Below are 15248 nucleotides of genomic sequence, written 5' to 3'. Positions count from 1 at the left end.
GCTGTAAGACTTCACAGGGCTTGAGCATGTCGCAACCGTTCATCTTCCGCACCATCGACCTGGGCGGCCAGACCCTGCGCACGGCGGTGCGCCCGGGCAAGCCGCACATGACGCCGCTGCTGATCTTCAATGGCATCGGCGCCAACCTGGAGCTGGTGTTTCCGTTCGTGCAGGCCCTGGACCCGGACCTGGAAGTGATTGCCTTCGATGTGCCCGGCGTCGGCGGCTCTTCGACGCCCAACCGGCCCTACCGCTTCCCGGGCCTGGCCAGGCTCACCGCGCGCATGCTCGATTATCTGGACTACGGCCAGGTCAACGCAGTAGGCGTGTCCTGGGGCGGCGCGCTGGCGCAGCAGTTCGCCCATGACTACCCGGAACGCTGCAAGAAACTGATCCTGGCGGCCACGGCGGCGGGTGCGGTGATGGTACCGGGCAAACCCAGGGTGCTGTGGCTGATGGCAAGCCCGCGCCGCTATATCCAGCCGTCCCACGTGGTGCGTATTGCGCCGATGATCTACGGCGGCTCGTTCCGCCGCGATGCCAGACTGGCTGCCGAGCACGCGAGCAAAGTGCGCTCGGCGGGCAAGCTGGGGTATTACTGGCAGCTGTTCGCGGGGCTGGGCTGGACCAGCATCCACTGGCTGCACAAGATCCGCCAGCCGACCCTGGTGCTGGCCGGCGACGACGACCCGCTGATCCCGCTGATCAACATGCGCCTGCTGGCCTGGCGCATTCCCAATGCGCAGTTGCACATCATCGATGACGGCCATCTGTTCCTGATCACCCGGGCCGAAGCCGTGGCGCCGATCATCATGAAATTTCTGCAGGAGGAGCGCCTGCGCGCCGTGATTCACCCGCGACCTGCTGTGTAAGCACGCACTGCCGGCCACCTGCGTGCGCCTGCGCTCTACTCAACGATCAACCCAAGAAGACCGGATGAAGACCCGCGACCGTATCCTTGAATGTGCCCTGCAGTTGTTCAACCACAAGGGCGAACCCAACGTGTCGACCATGGAGGTGGCCAACGAAATGGGGATCAGCCCCGGCAACCTCTACTACCACTTCCATGGCAAGGAGCCGCTGGTGCTCGGGCTGTTCGAGCGTTTTCAGGCCGAACTGGCGCCGCTGCTCGATCCGCCCGCCGACGCGCACCTGGAGCCCCAGGATTACTGGCTGTTCCTGCACCTGATTGTCGAGCGCATGGCGCATTACCGGTTTCTGTTCCAGGACCTGTCCAACCTGGCCGGACGCCTGCCCAAGCTGGCCAAGGGCATCCGCCACCTGCTCACTGCTCTCAAGCGCACCCTCGCTTCGCTGCTGGCGCGGCTCAAGGCCGACGGGCAACTGGTAAGCGATACCCAGGCGCTGGGGCAACTGGTAGAGCAGATCACCCTGACCCTGCTGTTTTCACTGGACTATCAGCGCGTTCTCGGCCGAGTCGGTGAGGTGCAGGTGGTGGTCTACCAGATCATGATGCTGGTGGCGCCGCACCTGTTGCCGCCGGCACGCCAGGCCACCGAACGGCTGGCAATGCGTTACCTGCAAGACCCGGTTTAACGGGCACTTATTCAAGCGCTGTGTTTCGAACACAAAAAAACGCCCGACCTTCGCAGGCCGGGCGTTTTTGCGTGCCCCAAAAAAATCAGGACTGACTGGTTGGCGTCGGGGTGACCGGCGTCGCCGTCGAGGTTGCCGCCGGTGCAGAGACCGAGTTGGCTGCGGAGGCGGTTGATGCCGAGGTTGCCGGCTTGGCAGCGGCGGGTTTCTTCGCAGCGGCTGGTTTCCTGGCGGCAGGTTTCGCAGCAGGTTTGGCGGCAGCAGGTTTTGCAGCAGCGGTTTTTGCAGCAGGTTTTGCAGCGGCCTTCGTCGCGGGCTTCGCAGCGGTCTTCGCTGCCGGCTTGGCCGCTGCTTTGGCCACCACCGGTTTGGCCGCTGGCTTGGTTACTGGCTTGGCTGCTGCGGTTTTTGCAGCAGGCTTGGCAGCCACCTTGGCCGGGGCCTTGGCGACAGGCTTGGCCGCGCTTTTCGCAGCAGGTTTGGCGGCGGCCGTTTTAGCAGTCGCCGGCTTGGCAGCAGGCTTGGCCGCCGTCGTTTTCACGGGAGCCGCCTTGGCGCCAGTGAGTTTTTCAATCTGCCGGGTCAAGGTATCGACCTTGCTGTGCAGGGTCTTGAGTTCTGCCTTGCTCGGCACGCCCAGACGCGAAATGGCACTGTTAAGGCGCTTGTCGAAAGTCTCTTCCAACTTGCTCCACGTGTCGGAAATGCTCGACTTGGCGGAGCCGGCGCTGGCCTTGGCCGCGTCGACTTTTTTACCCACCGTGGTCTTGGTCAACTTCTCGGCTTTTTCGCCGTCCTTGACCAGGGTCTCGAAGTATTTGCCGCCGTCACTGCTAACCTTCGAATACACGCCTAAACCAGCAAGCCAGATCTTGCGGGAATATTTTTCAACTTCCCCGACCCACGAGCTGCTTTCTTTCTGAGTAGTCTTTTTAACAGCCATTCCGGTGTCTCCTTAGTGTTTACGCGCGACACGTTCGAGCAATGCCGTCAGCGCTTCGAGCTTAGCAGAGAGTGTCTCAACATCATGTTTAGACGCAATGCCGATTCGATTCAAGGCACTTGCAACACGCGAGTCAAAAGCGTGTTCAACTTTATCCAGTTGAACTTCAACCAGGCCTTTGATGCTTGAGAGATGACCCTTGACTTGATCAATTTGACTGTTAGCCGCAGCCACTTGTTCAACGGCAACTTTTTTACTTTTACTTTCAATATGTTGACCGCTCTTGACGAGTTCATTGAAGTACTCGCTGCCCTCGCCGCCGACCTTGGCATAGACACCAAGACCTGCCAGCCAGATCGTGCGGGCGTAGCGTTTAACGTCACTGAAGACAGCCGGCTGAACATCGATTTTTTTTCGCAGCATAACGTTGGCCATGGTGCACCTCACATCAATCAGGGCGGGAATCGGCCCGCAGGAGTTGAGGGCTTGAGCACAAAGTAGGCTGGAAAATTAGAATCGGCACCCTAAGTACAATCGATCAGGCCAGCGCCTTGTCCAGTGCCTTTTCGATCTCGGTTTTAAGCGTGCCGCTCATGGCCGACATCAACAGTCCCAGTTCCACGTCAATACGCAGCAAGTCTTCATCCACCCGAACCGTGCCCTTAACCCCCGAGCGTTTGAGGTTCAAGGTATCGCCAGACCAGACCGACGCCACGCCGTACTTGTCCTGGAGTTTCTGCGCCAGCGTGTCGGCCTTCGCCCGCGCCCCTTCCTTACCCAGGGAATGCTCACGCTCAACGGTTATACGGGCCATGCCAATGACTCCTTTCAAGAGGGGCTGAGAAACCTTCAATGCGGCAAAAGGTCTCGATAAGCACCTATCTTACCTGCAGCCTTGCCAAGACAAAGCAGGCCTTGGGGATTATCATGTGCCGCATTCTCTTTTGGTGACAGCGATATGACTGATCAGCGCAAAGGCAGCGATGCCGAACCCACCACTCACTTCGGCTTCAAGAACGTCCCGCAAAGCCAGAAAGCGGAAAAGGTCGCTGAGGTGTTCCACTCCGTGGCGGCCAAGTACGACCTGATGAACGACGTGCTGTCGGGCGGCATGCACCGTCTGTGGAAGCGCTTCACCATCGAGTTGTCGGGCGTACGCACCGGCAACCGCGTGCTGGACATTGCCGGCGGTACCGGCGATCTGGCGGCCAAGTTTTCCAGGCTGGTCGGCCCCACCGGCCAGGTGGTGCTGGCGGACATCAACGGCTCGATGCTCAAGGTCGGCCGTGATCGCCTGCTGGACAAGGGCGTGGCCGACAACATCAAGTTCGTCCAGGCCGACGCGGAAAAACTGCCGTTCCCGGACAACCATTTCGACTGCGTGACCATCGCCTTCGGCCTTCGCAACGTGACCCGCAAGGAAGACGCGATCCGCTCGATGCTGCGCGTGCTCAAGCCCGGCGGTCGCCTGCTGGTGCTGGAGTTCTCCAAGCCGACCAACGCGCTGATGTCCAAGGTCTACGACACCTACTCGTTCGCCTTCATGCCGCTGATGGGCAAGCTGATCACCAACGATGCCGAGAGCTATCGCTACCTGGCCGAATCGATCCGCATGCACCCCGATCAGGAAACCCTCAAGTCGATGATGGTGGAAGCCGGTTTCGACCGTGTCACCTACCACAACATGACCTCAGGCATTGTCGCCCTGCACCGCGGCATCAAACCCTGATGCTGCTCGCGGGCCTTCTTGCCGGCGTCGAACACGGCCTCAACCGTGTACTGCGCCTGGACAGTACCGCCCTGGCGCGGCTGGGGCACTTGAACGGCAAGGTGATTGCCGTCGATTGCACCCGCCCGGCCCTGCAGCTGTTCATCCTGCCCAGCGATGAAGGCCTGCTGCTCGCCACACAATGGGCGGCCGACGCCGATTGCACCCTGCACGCGCCGGCCTCCAGCCTGTTGCACCTGGCGCTGAGCCGCAACAAGACCGCCATCCTGCACAGCCCGCAGGTGCACCTGGAAGGCGAAAGCGCGGTGCTGATGGACCTGGCCGCCGTGTTGCAGGACCTGGAGCTGGACTGGGAATACGAGCTGTCGCGCTGGCTTGGTCCAGTGGCCACCCCATTGATCAGCGGGCACCTGCGCAGCCGCGCGCAGTGGTATCAGCAGGGGTTTGCCAGCCTCAACCAGAACCTCGCCGAATACCTGAGCGAAGAAGCGCGCACCCTGGTCGGGGAGCGAGAAGCGCAGGCGCGCTTTCGTGAACTCGACAAGGCCAAAATCGACCTGGAACGCCTTGAGGCCCGCTTCGAGCGCCTGAGCCGTTCCCTTGATCCAAGCGATAACGCATGAAGCTGCTCGCCGTCCGCCGTTTGTTTCGTATCCAGCGCGTGGTCATGCGCTACCGCCTCGATGACCTGCTGTTCGCCTTGCCGCTGCCTTGGTTGTTGCTGGCGGTGCGCTATGTGCTGCCGTGGCGCTGGCTGCCGCGCAAAAAGCTCGAGCTGAGCCGTGGCGCGCGCCTGCGTCTGGCATTACAGGACCTGGGACCGATCTTCATCAAGTTCGGGCAGATCCTCTCTACCCGCCGCGACCTGCTGCCCGAAGACATCGCCGACGAACTGATGCTGTTGCAGGACCGCGTACCGCCGTTCGACTCACAGCAGTCGATGGCGCTGATCGAAGCCCAGCTGGGCAAGAAGATCAGCGAAGTGTTCCGGCGTTTCGACGTCGAGCCGCTGGCCTCGGCCTCGGTCGCGCAAGTGCACGCCGCGCAGCTCAAGACCGGCGAAGAAGTGGTGGTGAAAGTGATTCGCCCGGGCCTCAAGCCGATCATCGGCCAGGACCTGGCATGGTTGTTCGTCCTCGCCCGCGCCGCCGAACGCTTCTCTGCCGATGCGCGCCTGCTGCACCCGGTGGATGTGGTCGCCGACTACGAAAAAACCATCTACGACGAGCTCGACCTGCTGCGCGAAGCGGCCAACGCCAGCCAGCTGCGACGCAATTTCGAAGGCTCGCAGTTGCTGTATGTGCCGCAAGTGTATTGGGACTGGTGCCGCCCCAAGGTGCTGGTGATGGAGCGCATCTACGGCCTGCAGGTCACCGACCTCGCTGCCCTGGCCGACCAGCGCACCGACATGAAAATGCTCGCCGAGCGCGGCGTGGAGATCTTCTTCACCCAGGTATTTCGCGACAGTTTCTTCCATGCCGACATGCACCCCGGCAATATCTTCGTCAGCACCGTCACCCCATGGAGCCCGCAGTACATTGCGATCGACTGCGGCATCGTCGGCAGCCTCACCCCGGAAGACCAGGACTACCTGGCGCGCAACCTGTTCGCCTTCTTCAAGCGCGACTACCGCCGCGTGGCGCAGTTGCACATCGACTCGGGCTGGGTGCCGGCGGAAACCAAGCTCAACGAATTCGAAGCGGCGATTCGCACGGTGTGCGAGCCGATCTTTGAAAAACCGTTAAAAGATATTTCCTTCGGTCAGGTGCTGATGCGCCTGTTCCAGACCGCGCGGCGCTTCAATATGGAAGTGCAGCCGCAGTTGGTCTTGCTGCAAAAAACCCTGCTCAACATCGAAGGCCTGGGCCGCCAGCTGTACCCGGACCTGGACCTGTGGAACACCGCCCAACCGTTCCTGGAACGCTGGATGCGCGAGCGCATGAGTCCGAAAACCATGATCGGCAACATGTACAGCCAGATGGAGCAACTGCCCCATCTGGCCAACATGACGCGTGACCTGCTGGAGCGCATGTCCCAGCCCCATGCCAAGGACCCGGAGCCGCCATGGCGCAAGCGCAAGGACGACTGGTTCCTGCGCCTGCTCGGTGCCGCGCACCTGGTGGGGGGCGTGATGCTCGCCATCGGCGGGCCGTTGAACGAGCTGGGCTTCTGGCCGGCCGGGGTCATGGTGGCCGTGGGTATCTATCTGATCGTGCGTCGATAGCCAATCCGGTTATACACTGTCGCAAATTGCCGGAGCCGAACATGAAAGACTGGCTGGACGAGATCAAGTGGGACAGTGACGGCCTGGTGCCGGCCATTGCCCAGGACTACAAGACCGGGCGCGTATTGATGATGGCCTGGATGAACCGCGAGGCCCTGAGCCTGACTGCCGCCGAGCAGCGCGCCATTTACTGGTCACGCTCGCGTGGCAAACTGTGGCGCAAGGGCGAAGAGTCCGGGCATGTGCAAACCCTGCACGAGCTGCGCCTGGACTGCGACGGCGACGTGGTGATCCTCAAGGTCGAGCAGATCGGCGGCATCGCCTGCCACACCGGGCGTCACAGCTGCTTCTACCGCGTGTTCGAGAACGGCGAGTGGAAAGTGGTGGAGCCGGTGCTCAAAGACCCGCACGCCATCTACTCGGCAGGACACTGAACATGAGCGATACCCTCAACCGTGTGGCCCAGGTGCTGGAAGCGCGCAAAGGCGCGGACGCCGACAGTTCCTATGTTGCCAGCCTCTATCACAAAGGCCTGAACAAGATTCTGGAGAAGCTCGGCGAAGAGTCCGTCGAGACGATCATTGCCGCCAAGGATGCGCAGATCAGCGGTGATTGCAGCGATGTCATCTATGAAACCGCAGACCTGTGGTTCCATAGCCTGGTGATGCTCGCCCAATTGGGGCAGCATCCACAGGCCGTGCTGGATGAACTGGACCGCCGCTTCGGCTTGTCCGGGCACGCCGAAAAGGCCTCGCGCCCGTCCGCTTGAATAACTAAGACTGGAGGATTTGCAGCATGGGCATTTTTGACTGGAAACACTGGATCGTCATTCTTGTGGTGGTGGTGTTGGTATTCGGTACCAAAAAACTCAAAAACCTCGGCACCGATGTCGGCGAGTCGATCAAGGGCTTTCGCAAGGCCATGAACGACGATGAAAAGCCCGCCGACCCTGTGGTCAATCCTGTGCCGCCGGCCCAACCCGTGCACCCGCAGGCCACCCAGCCGATCACCGAGCGTCGCACCTTCGACGTGCAGGCAGAGAAAGTCGAAGAGCCGACCCGCAAAGACCTGTGAGTACTGACTAATGTTTGGTATCAGCTTCTCTGAACTGCTCCTCGTCGGCCTGGTTGCCCTGCTGGTGCTGGGGCCGGAACGGCTGCCCGGTGCAGCACGCACGGCGGGCCTGTGGATCGGTCGCCTGAAACGCAGTTTCAATGCGATCAAACAGGAAGTTGAGCGGGAAATCGGCGCTGATGAAATCCGCCGCCAGTTGCACAACGAACACATCCTGTCGCTGGAGCAGGAGGCGCGCAAGATTCTGACGCCGGTGCAGGAGCCCGCCAAACCGGCGGAGCCTGCGGCCAACAGCATCGCACCGGTGGTTGAAACCCCGCCCGCGCCGCCGACCGTTCCCACAGAACCCGCGCCGGCGCCTGTTGCAGCGCCCGCTCCCCATGACCCTACATTGCCGCCGCGAGCCCCATGAGCGCTGATAAACCGGAAACCGACCAGCACATGCCGCTGGTCTCGCACCTCACCGAGCTGCGTACCCGCCTGCTGCGTTGCGTGGCGGCGATCTTCATCATCTTTGCCGGGCTGTTCGCCTTCACCCAGCAGATCTACACCTTCGTCTCCACGCCTCTGCGCCAGTACCTGCCGGTGGGCGCGACAATGATCGCCACCGATGTGTCGTCGCCGTTCCTCACGCCGTTGAAGCTGACCATGATGGTCTCGCTGTTCCTCGCGATCCCGGTCATCCTGCATCAGATCTGGGGCTTTATCGCGCCGGGCCTGTACAAGCACGAGAAGCGCATTGCGGTGCCGTTGCTGGTGTCGAGCATCCTGCTGTTCTACACCGGCATGGCGTTTGCGTACTTTCTGGTGTTCCCGCTGATCTTCAAGTTCTTCGCCGCCGCCACTCCGGCCGGGGTGGAAATGATGACTGACATCACCAGCTACCTCGACTTTGTAATGACGCTGTTCTTCGCCTTCGGCGTGGCTTTCGAGATCCCGGTGGCCGTGGTGCTGCTGGTGTGGATCGGCGTGGTCGACGTGAAGTACCTGAAGAAGATCCGTCCGTACGTGATCATCGGCTGCTTTGTGGTGGGCATGATCCTCACGCCGCCGGACATTTTCTCCCAGACCCTGCTGGCCGTGCCGATGTGGATGCTGTTCGAGATCGGCATCCTGTTCAGTGGTTTGATCAGCAAGCGGGGCGAACACCCCGAAGACCAGCCTGACGACGACCAGCCGCCAGCGACCCAGCCGTGAACCTGCTGCTGCTTGAGGAGGCCGACTTCATCGCGGCCGACCGCGTGGTGCTGCGCGACCGGCGCCTGGTGCACATGCAGGACGTCCACCGCGCCGCCGTTGGCGACAACCTGCGCGTTGGCCGCATCGGCGGGCTGATGGGCAACGCGCAACTGCTGCGCCTGGAAGCCGCCGAGGCAGAGCTGCACGTCAGCTTCGACCAGCCGCCGCCGGCCAAACTGCCGCTGACCCTGCTGCTGGCCCTGCCCCGCCCGAAGATGCTGCGCCGCGTGCTGCAAACCGTGGCGGCCATGGGTGTGCCGAGGGTGGTGCTGCTCAACAGCTATCGGGTGGAAAAAAGCTTTTGGCAGACGCCTTTCCTGGAGCCAGAGGCGGTACGTGAGCAGCTGATTCTCGGCCTGGAACAGGCCCGCGACACGGTACTGCCGCAGATCATCATCGAGAAGCGCTTCAAGCCGTTCGTCGAGGATCGCCTGCCGGCCATGACCGAAGGCACCCTCGGCCTGATCGGCCACCCCGGCGACTACCCGCCCTGCCCACGCGGCCTCGACGAGCCCGTCACGCTGGCCATCGGCCCCGAAGGTGGTTGGATCCCCTACGAGGTGGACCTGCTGACCAGGGCTGGCCTGCAACCGGTGCAACTGGGCGCGCGCATCCTGCGCGTCGAGACCGCCGTCACCGCCCTGCTCGCCCGCCTTTTCTGAAAAAACCCTGCGACAGCGGGTATGCACGGCTACAGAATCCCGAGCCCCTGCCGATAGCCCCTGAATAAGTCCAAGCCTTGTTCCAGGGGAGTTTGCAACATGTATCGTCAGTTAGCCGAAAAGCTGGGTAATGTCAGCGTCAAAACCAAGCTGGCCGTGGGTTTTGGCCTGGTATTGGTGCTGACATTAATGATCACCTTCACCGGCTGGACCAGCTTGGGCGATGTGATTGGTCGGGGTGACAAGCTGGGTTACATCTCCAGCCTCAACGGCGTGACCAAAGACCTGCGTCTGGCGCGCCTGGACTTCGAAATGCGCCGCGGCGAGCAAGGCACCGGCGCGGTCGACAGCCTGATCGCACAATTGGACGACGGCCTGAAAAAAGCCGCGCAGTTGATCGAGCAACCCGACGACAAGGCCCTGGTCGAACAGCAGCAGGAAGCCTTGAGCCAGTACAAAAAGGCCTTCGCCGCCATAGTCCAGGCCGGGCTCAAGCGTGAAGGCGCGCGCAGCAAGCTGGGCGATACTGCCGACAACGCCGTGGCCAAAATCAACGAGATCGAAGCCGCGCTGCTGCAAGGTGACAGCGTCAGCCAGTTCAACAGCGTGGTGAGCCTGAGCAAACTGATTCAGCAGGCACGCTTTCAGGTACGCGGCTACACCTACAGCGGCAAGGTCGAGGCCGAACAGCCCGCGCTGGACGCCATCGACAACGCGCTCAAGAAAGCCAGCGAACTCGAAGGCCAACTGCCGGCGCAGTACCTGACCAACCTGCAACAGGCCGGCGTGTCGCTGCAGGCCTACCGTGCCGCCGTCAGCCAGTACCGTGACTCCCAGACGGCCGCCGCCGCTGCGCTGAAGACCATCAACGCCCAGGGCGAGATCCTGATGGGGCACAGCGAAAAACTCACGGTTTCACAGACCGCCGTGCGCGACCGCGATGCCGCGCAAGCCAAATACCTGCTGCTACTGGCCGCCGCGCTGGCATTGATCGTGGGCCTGTTCGCCGCCTGGGCGATCACGCGCCAGATCATCATCCCGCTCAACCAGACCCTGCAGGTCGCCGAGCGCGTGGCCTCGGGCGATTTGAGCCACAACCTCGAGTCCGGCCGCAAGGACGAACTGGGCCAACTGCAACGGGCCATGCAAAGCATGACCCTGGGGCTGCGTGAGTTGATCGGCGGCATCAGCGACGGCGTGACCCAGATCGCCAGCGCGGCCGAGCAGTTGTCGGCGGTTACCGAACAGACCAGTGCAGGGGTCAACAGCCAGAAGGTCGAGACCGACCAGGTGGCCACCGCCATGAACGAAATGGCCGCCACCGTGCAGGAAGTGGCGCGCAACGCCGAAGAGGCTTCGGAAGCCGCTGTGGCCGCCGACCAGCAGGCCCGTGAAGGCGACAAGGTGGTAGCGCAAGCCATCGCCCAGATCGAACGCCTGGCCGCCGAGGTGGGCAGTTCCACCGAGGCCATGGGCCATCTGCAGCGCGAAAGCGACAAGATCGGCAGCGTGCTCGACGTGATCAAATCCGTGGCCCAGCAGACCAACCTGCTCGCGCTCAACGCCGCCATCGAGGCCGCGCGGGCGGGCGAGGCCGGACGCGGTTTTGCCGTGGTCGCCGACGAAGTGCGCAGCCTGGCGCAGCGTACCCAGAAGTCCACCGAGGAGATCGCCGAGCTGATCGTCGGCCTGCAGAGCGGCACCCAGCAGGTGGCAACCATCATGGACAACAGCCGTGGTCTGACCGACAGCAGCGTCGAGCTGACCCGTCGCGCCGGCACTGCGCTGTCGAGCATCACGCTGACGGTGTCGACCATCCAGGCGATGAACTCGCAGATCGCCACCGCCGCCGAGCAGCAAAGCGCCGTGGCTGAAGAGATCAACCGCAGCGTGCTGAACGTGCGCGACATCTCGGAGCAGACCGCTGCGGCCAGCGAAGAAACCGCCGCTTCGAGCACCGAACTGGCACGCCTGGGCACCCATCTGCAAGCATTGGTCAGCCGCTTCCGGGTCTGACGCACTTGCCTGTGCGGCGACCGGATCTCGGTCGCCGCCGGCCACCTCTGAAATTTCCTACGCGTTTATCAGGCCCGCCTGACCATCAATGGGGCTAGCGTTTAACCACGCCGGTTACGTTCCCGTTGGAGGTCGATCATGCTTCGTCGAATGACTCATCTGCTGGGTGACCTGAGTGTCACCTTCAAACTGATCCTGGGGTTTTCCCTGGTACTCGCCCTGAGCCTCGTGATTGCCACGACGGGCTGGCAAGCCCTGGAGGCGTCTCTCTACCGCTCGCAGACGCTAACGCTGCTGTCGCAACTGGCGGTGGCCGGTGAAGAATTGCGCGCGGACCGCATTGTTTACCGAACCCTGAACGATGCCGACAGCCTCAACAAGTTGGGCACCGGCATGCAGAAAGTCGATGACCTGCTGAGGCAGCTTCCCAGCCGACTCAAGGCGCCCAAGGCGGCCGAGTACCAGCAGGAGATTACCCGTATTTCCGGCACCTTCAAAACCCGCCTCAAGGAGGTGCCGGCACTGGTTGAGCAGCGCGAGACCGCCCGTGCGAAACTCAAGGAAAATTCCGCACAGACCGGCGACGTGCTGACGCAACTGGCCAGCGACCTGCCCGATCAGGACGATCAAAAAGCCCTGGATGCCGTGGAAGACCTGCGTCAGGCCATCGAACAGGCCGACGACCGTGCGCAAAGCCCGGCCTGGGCCGCCAGCTCACTGGAGACCTACGCGCAATCGGTCAGCGATGCCGAACGCGACCTGGAACAGGCTCAGGCCGCCGTGGCGAAGTTGCCGGTCAACAGCAACCTGTTGAACACCACCGTGCTGGGCATCCGCACCCATCTCACACGGCTCAAGGACACGCAACTGAGCACCGAAGCCCGGCAAAACCAGTTGGAGCAGCTGCTGGACCAATTGCTCGCGCAAAGTGATCTGCTAAGCCAGGACCAGACCCAGCGCCGCGACGGCGAGGCCGAGCAGGCGCGCACCCATACCTTGCTCATCACCGCTGCCGCCTTGCTGTTCGGCGCGCTGGCGGCGTGGCTGATTGCCGGGCAAATCGTCAAGCCGTTGCGCAAGGCACTGTCGATGGCCAACCGCATTGCCCAGGGCGACCTCAGCGACGACCTGCAAACCCGACGCAAGGATGAGCTGGGGCAGTTGCAACGCAGCATGAACCAGATGACGGCGAATTTACGCGGGCTGATTGGCAACATCAGCGACAACGCACGACAAGTCGCCAGCGCGGCCGAGGAGCTGTCCACGGTCACCGAACAAACACGCGCCGGGGTGAACCATCAGCGCGCGGAAACCGAGCAGGTGGCGACCGCCATGAACCAGATGCTGGCGACTGCCCAGGAGGTCGCGCGGCATGCCGAACAGGCTTCAATTGCTGCCAGTGCAGCCAATCAACAGACCGAAATCGGCGATCAGGTGGTGACCGATGTGGTGGCGCAAATCGAACACCTGGCCCATGAAATGGCGCGCTCAAGCCAGGCCATGCTGGCGCTGCAACGGGAAAGCCAGAAAATCGGCAGCGTGCTGGACGTGATCAAGTCCGTCTCGCAGCAGACCAACCTGCTGGCGCTCAACGCCGCCATTGAAGCGGCACGCGCCGGCCAAGCCGGTCAGGGGTTTGCGGTGGTGGCCGACGAAGTCCGCACACTGGCCCGGCGCACCCAGCAGTCCGCCGAGGAAATCGAAGGGCTGATCAGCGGCCTGCACAGTGGCACGCAACAAGTGGCCGACATCATGGACCACAGCCGCACCCTCACCGACAGCAGCGTCGGCCTGGCGCGCAACGCTGGCGATGCGCTGACGGAGATTGCCCGCACCGTCGCGGTTATCCAGGACATGAATCCGCAGATTGCGGCAGCGGCCGAACAGCAGAGCGCGGTGGCCGAAGAGATCAATCGCAGCGTGTTGAAAGTGCGCGACGCCTCGGAGCAGACCGCCACCGCCAGCGAACAGACGGCAGCGGCGAGTGTTGAACTGGCACGGCTGGGCGTGAGCCTGCAGCAGTGCGTCGAGCAGTTCAAGGTCTGACCGCTACAGGACCTGACGCAGAAACGCCTGGGCACGCGGGTCCCTGGGCGCGGCGAAGAATTCGGCCGGGGCCGCGTCTTCGAGCAACTTGCCGTGGTCGAAGAACAGCACCCGGTCCGCCACTTCACGGGCAAAACCCATTTCGTGGGTGACGCAGACCATGGTCATGCCTTCCAGGGCCAGGGTCTTCATCACGTCCAGCACTTCGCCGACCATTTCCGGGTCCAGCGCCGAGGTGGGCTCGTCGAACAGCATCACCTTGGGCTCCATGGCCAGGGCGCGGGCAATCGCCACCCGCTGTTGCTGCCCGCCGGAGAGGCGTGAGGGAAACTCATTGGCTTTCTGCGCAATGCCGACCTTTTCCAGCAGCGCCAGGGCCTTGGCTTCGCGCTCCTTTTTACCGCGCTTGCGCACCACTTTTTGCGCCAGGCAGAGGTTTTCCAGCACGGTCATGTGGGGGAACAGGTTGAAGTGCTGGAACACCATGCCGACCTCGCGGCGGTAGGCGTTCACATCGGTCTTGGGGTCGGCCAGTTGCAGGCCGTCAATGCTCACCGAGCCCGAGTCGAAGGCTTCCAGGCCGTTAAGGCAGCGCAGGAAGGTGGACTTGCCGGAACCGGACGGACCGATCACTACCAGCACCTCGCCCCTGGCCACCTGGGTGGTGACGTGATCGACCGCGCGCACCACCTGCCCACGGGTATCAAAGACTTTTACCAGATCGCGGACTTCAATCACTTTGCGCGAGCCTCCGCTCAAGCCGGCTGGCCATTTTCGACAGCGGCAGGTTGATCAGCAGGTACAGGCCTGCGACGCAGAACAGGATTTCAAACGGCGAAAACGAGGTGGTGATCACCTCACGGCCGCTTTTGAGCAGTTCGGTGATGGCGATGACCGAGACCAGCGACGTGTCTTTCACCAGGCTGATAAATTGCCCGGCCAGAGGCGGCAGTACGCGCTTGAAGGCTTGCGGCAGTACCACGTGACGCATCGACTGGCTGGCACTCAGGCCCAGGGAACGCGCGGCCTCGTCCTGGCCACGGGTGATGGACTGCACGCCGGCCCGCACGATTTCCGCTACATAGGCGCCGGTGAACAACGACAGTGCGGCGATCCCGGCGAACTCCCGGGACAGGTTGAGCACGGTGCCGATGAAGAAATAGAAGATGAAGATCTGCACCAGCAGCGGCGTGCCACGCACCAGTTCGACGTAGAGCGTCGACAGGTCGCGCAAGGTGGGGTTGCTGGACAGTCGGCACAGGCCGGTCGCCAGGCCAATCGCCAACCCGAGGACCCCGGAGACCACCGACAGCCACAAGGTTGTCCACAAGCCCCACATCAGCGGGCCGAGTGCCCAATGGCGGTTCACCCCAATCACATCGCCTTCGGCCACATCATCGCCGCGCGCCACTTGCAGGCTGTTGTCTGCCACGCTCACGCGTTGCTCGGCGCCGGCGTCATTGCGCAGGGTCACTTCAGCGATGTCGCCCTTGCGCACCAGGTCGATAACGGTGGAGATGTCGGCAGCGCGCTGGGCTTCTTCGGCCTGATAGGCGAAGTACTGCGGCACGCGGTTCCAGCGCCACTCGTAGGCCATCAGCGAGGTGGCGTAATACAACGCGCCAGCCAGGCCGACCAGCACGACCACGGTCAACAGGTGCCAGGGCCATTGGGCTTTTTTCTGTTTCATTTCACTTTCCGAAAGATTTTTCGCCTGTGATGCCGTCTTCGCGAGCAAGCCCGCTCCCACCGTTGGAG

General features: G+C 62.5%; 18 protein-coding genes. 13 read left to right on the top strand and 5 right to left on the bottom strand.

Going from position 1 to position 15248, the window contains the following annotated elements; genetic code table 11:
• The first annotated feature begins 26 nt into the window (after positions 1-26).
• Positions 27-872: a poly(3-hydroxyalkanoate) depolymerase gene (gene phaZ / locus JOE32_RS19250; protein WP_209987571.1), complete on the top strand. Its 846-nt coding sequence runs from the start codon at positions 27-29 to the stop codon at positions 870-872.
• Between the two features lie 64 nt (positions 873-936).
• Complete coding sequence (locus JOE32_RS19245) at positions 937-1557, top strand: TetR/AcrR family transcriptional regulator (protein WP_209987568.1); 621 nt, start codon at positions 937-939, stop codon at positions 1555-1557.
• An 85-nt stretch (positions 1558-1642) separates the two neighbouring features.
• Here JOE32_RS19245 and JOE32_RS19240 read toward each other — a convergent pair whose 3' ends face one another.
• The 3 genes from JOE32_RS19240 to JOE32_RS19230 all read right to left on the bottom strand — a co-directional run bounded on the left by JOE32_RS19240 (position 1643) and on the right by JOE32_RS19230 (position 3314).
• The gene (locus JOE32_RS19240) at positions 1643-2500 is read right to left on the bottom strand and encodes a phasin family protein (RefSeq protein ID WP_209987566.1); all 858 of its coding nucleotides are present in this window, start codon (positions 2498-2500) and stop codon (positions 1643-1645) included.
• A gap of 12 nt (positions 2501-2512) precedes the next feature.
• Positions 2513-2935: a phasin family protein gene (locus JOE32_RS19235; RefSeq protein ID WP_209987563.1), complete on the bottom strand. Its 423-nt coding sequence runs from the start codon at positions 2933-2935 to the stop codon at positions 2513-2515.
• 103 nt (positions 2936-3038) lie between these two features.
• Entirely contained in the window at positions 3039-3314 is a 276-nt protein-coding gene (locus tag JOE32_RS19230; protein WP_209987560.1) for a polyhydroxyalkanoic acid system family protein, read from the bottom strand.
• A gap of 144 nt (positions 3315-3458) precedes the next feature.
• Here JOE32_RS19230 and ubiE point away from each other — a divergent pair, with 144 nt between their 5' ends.
• The 11 genes from ubiE to JOE32_RS19175 all read left to right on the top strand — a co-directional run bounded on the left by ubiE (position 3459) and on the right by JOE32_RS19175 (position 13490).
• On the top strand, positions 3459-4229 hold the full coding sequence (gene ubiE / locus JOE32_RS19225) for a bifunctional demethylmenaquinone methyltransferase/2-methoxy-6-polyprenyl-1,4-benzoquinol methylase UbiE (RefSeq protein WP_209987558.1): 771 nt from the start codon (positions 3459-3461) through the stop codon (positions 4227-4229).
• Positions 4229-4852, top strand: coding sequence for an SCP2 sterol-binding domain-containing protein (locus JOE32_RS19220; RefSeq protein WP_209987555.1), 624 nt, complete (start codon positions 4229-4231; stop codon positions 4850-4852). Before ubiE ends, JOE32_RS19220 begins: the two co-directional genes overlap by 1 nt.
• Entirely contained in the window at positions 4849-6453 is a 1605-nt protein-coding gene (gene ubiB / locus JOE32_RS19215) for a ubiquinone biosynthesis regulatory protein kinase UbiB (protein ID WP_209987551.1), read from the top strand. Before JOE32_RS19220 ends, ubiB begins: the two co-directional genes overlap by 4 nt.
• 41 nt (positions 6454-6494) lie before the next feature.
• Positions 6495-6887 carry a phosphoribosyl-AMP cyclohydrolase gene (hisI, locus tag JOE32_RS19210; RefSeq protein WP_057008528.1) on the top strand — a complete coding sequence of 131 codons (393 nt, stop codon included), beginning with the start codon at positions 6495-6497 and terminating at the stop codon, positions 6885-6887.
• A 2-nt stretch (positions 6888-6889) separates the two neighbouring features.
• Positions 6890-7222 (top strand): phosphoribosyl-ATP diphosphatase, encoded by a 333-nt coding sequence (locus JOE32_RS19205; RefSeq protein WP_209987548.1) that lies wholly within the window; start codon positions 6890-6892, stop codon positions 7220-7222.
• Between the two features lie 26 nt (positions 7223-7248).
• The gene (locus JOE32_RS19200; RefSeq protein WP_003237389.1) at positions 7249-7527 is read left to right on the top strand and encodes a twin-arginine translocase TatA/TatE family subunit; all 279 of its coding nucleotides are present in this window, start codon (positions 7249-7251) and stop codon (positions 7525-7527) included.
• Between the two features lie 10 nt (positions 7528-7537).
• On the top strand, positions 7538-7939 hold the full coding sequence (gene tatB, locus JOE32_RS19195) for a Sec-independent protein translocase protein TatB (RefSeq protein ID WP_057008529.1): 402 nt from the start codon (positions 7538-7540) through the stop codon (positions 7937-7939).
• A complete protein-coding gene (gene tatC / locus JOE32_RS19190; RefSeq protein ID WP_209987545.1) occupies positions 7936-8724 on the top strand; it encodes a twin-arginine translocase subunit TatC in 789 nt (262 codons plus the stop codon). Before tatB ends, tatC begins: the two co-directional genes overlap by 4 nt.
• On the top strand, positions 8721-9428 hold the full coding sequence (locus JOE32_RS19185) for a 16S rRNA (uracil(1498)-N(3))-methyltransferase (RefSeq protein WP_209987542.1): 708 nt from the start codon (positions 8721-8723) through the stop codon (positions 9426-9428). The genes tatC and JOE32_RS19185 overlap by 4 nt, the downstream gene beginning before the upstream one ends.
• A 99-nt stretch (positions 9429-9527) precedes the next feature.
• The gene (locus tag JOE32_RS19180; RefSeq protein ID WP_209987540.1) at positions 9528-11444 is read left to right on the top strand and encodes a methyl-accepting chemotaxis protein; all 1917 of its coding nucleotides are present in this window, start codon (positions 9528-9530) and stop codon (positions 11442-11444) included.
• Positions 11445-11582: 138 nt separating this feature from the next.
• Positions 11583-13490, top strand: coding sequence for a methyl-accepting chemotaxis protein (locus JOE32_RS19175; protein ID WP_209987536.1), 1908 nt, complete (start codon positions 11583-11585; stop codon positions 13488-13490).
• A 3-nt stretch (positions 13491-13493) separates the two neighbouring features.
• Here the strand turns inward: JOE32_RS19175 and JOE32_RS19170 are convergent, their stop codons facing one another.
• Together JOE32_RS19170 and JOE32_RS19165 are read right to left on the bottom strand one after the other, a co-directional pair.
• The gene (locus JOE32_RS19170; RefSeq protein ID WP_209987533.1) at positions 13494-14228 is read right to left on the bottom strand and encodes an amino acid ABC transporter ATP-binding protein; all 735 of its coding nucleotides are present in this window, start codon (positions 14226-14228) and stop codon (positions 13494-13496) included.
• Complete coding sequence (locus JOE32_RS19165; protein WP_209987531.1) at positions 14221-15180, bottom strand: amino acid ABC transporter permease; 960 nt, start codon at positions 15178-15180, stop codon at positions 14221-14223. Before JOE32_RS19165 ends, JOE32_RS19170 begins: the two co-directional genes overlap by 8 nt.
• Between the last annotated feature and the right edge of the window lie 68 nt (positions 15181-15248).

Source organism: Pseudomonas sp. PvP025, from assembly GCF_017832155.1.
Classification (GTDB): domain Bacteria; phylum Pseudomonadota; class Gammaproteobacteria; order Pseudomonadales; family Pseudomonadaceae; genus Aquipseudomonas.
This window is presented reverse-complemented; position numbering and strand designations above follow the sequence as displayed.

What these genes read in the sequence shown, in the direction of transcription:
- phaZ (WP_209987571.1), top strand. Translation starts at nt 27, where the DNA reads ATGTCGCAACCGTTCATCTTCCGCACCATCGACCTGGGCGGCCAGACC.
- JOE32_RS19245 (WP_209987568.1), top strand. Translation starts at nt 937, where the DNA reads ATGAAGACCCGCGACCGTATCCTTGAATGTGCCCTGCAGTTGTTCAAC.
- JOE32_RS19240 (WP_209987566.1), bottom strand. Translation starts at nt 2,500, where the DNA reads ATGGCTGTTAAAAAGACTACTCAGAAAGAAAGCAGCTCGTGGGTCGGG.
- JOE32_RS19235 (WP_209987563.1), bottom strand. Translation starts at nt 2,935, where the DNA reads ATGGCCAACGTTATGCTGCGAAAAAAAATCGATGTTCAGCCGGCTGTC.
- JOE32_RS19230 (WP_209987560.1), bottom strand. Translation starts at nt 3,314, where the DNA reads ATGGCCCGTATAACCGTTGAGCGTGAGCATTCCCTGGGTAAGGAAGGG.
- ubiE (WP_209987558.1), top strand. Translation starts at nt 3,459, where the DNA reads ATGACTGATCAGCGCAAAGGCAGCGATGCCGAACCCACCACTCACTTC.
- JOE32_RS19220 (WP_209987555.1), top strand. Translation starts at nt 4,229, where the DNA reads ATGCTGCTCGCGGGCCTTCTTGCCGGCGTCGAACACGGCCTCAACCGT.
- ubiB (WP_209987551.1), top strand. Translation starts at nt 4,849, where the DNA reads ATGAAGCTGCTCGCCGTCCGCCGTTTGTTTCGTATCCAGCGCGTGGTC.
- hisI (WP_057008528.1), top strand. Translation starts at nt 6,495, where the DNA reads ATGAAAGACTGGCTGGACGAGATCAAGTGGGACAGTGACGGCCTGGTG.
- JOE32_RS19205 (WP_209987548.1), top strand. Translation starts at nt 6,890, where the DNA reads ATGAGCGATACCCTCAACCGTGTGGCCCAGGTGCTGGAAGCGCGCAAA.
- JOE32_RS19200 (WP_003237389.1), top strand. Translation starts at nt 7,249, where the DNA reads ATGGGCATTTTTGACTGGAAACACTGGATCGTCATTCTTGTGGTGGTG.
- tatB (WP_057008529.1), top strand. Translation starts at nt 7,538, where the DNA reads ATGTTTGGTATCAGCTTCTCTGAACTGCTCCTCGTCGGCCTGGTTGCC.
- tatC (WP_209987545.1), top strand. Translation starts at nt 7,936, where the DNA reads ATGAGCGCTGATAAACCGGAAACCGACCAGCACATGCCGCTGGTCTCG.
- JOE32_RS19180 (WP_209987540.1), top strand. Translation starts at nt 9,528, where the DNA reads ATGTATCGTCAGTTAGCCGAAAAGCTGGGTAATGTCAGCGTCAAAACC.
- JOE32_RS19175 (WP_209987536.1), top strand. Translation starts at nt 11,583, where the DNA reads ATGCTTCGTCGAATGACTCATCTGCTGGGTGACCTGAGTGTCACCTTC.
- JOE32_RS19165 (WP_209987531.1), bottom strand. Translation starts at nt 15,180, where the DNA reads ATGAAACAGAAAAAAGCCCAATGGCCCTGGCACCTGTTGACCGTGGTC.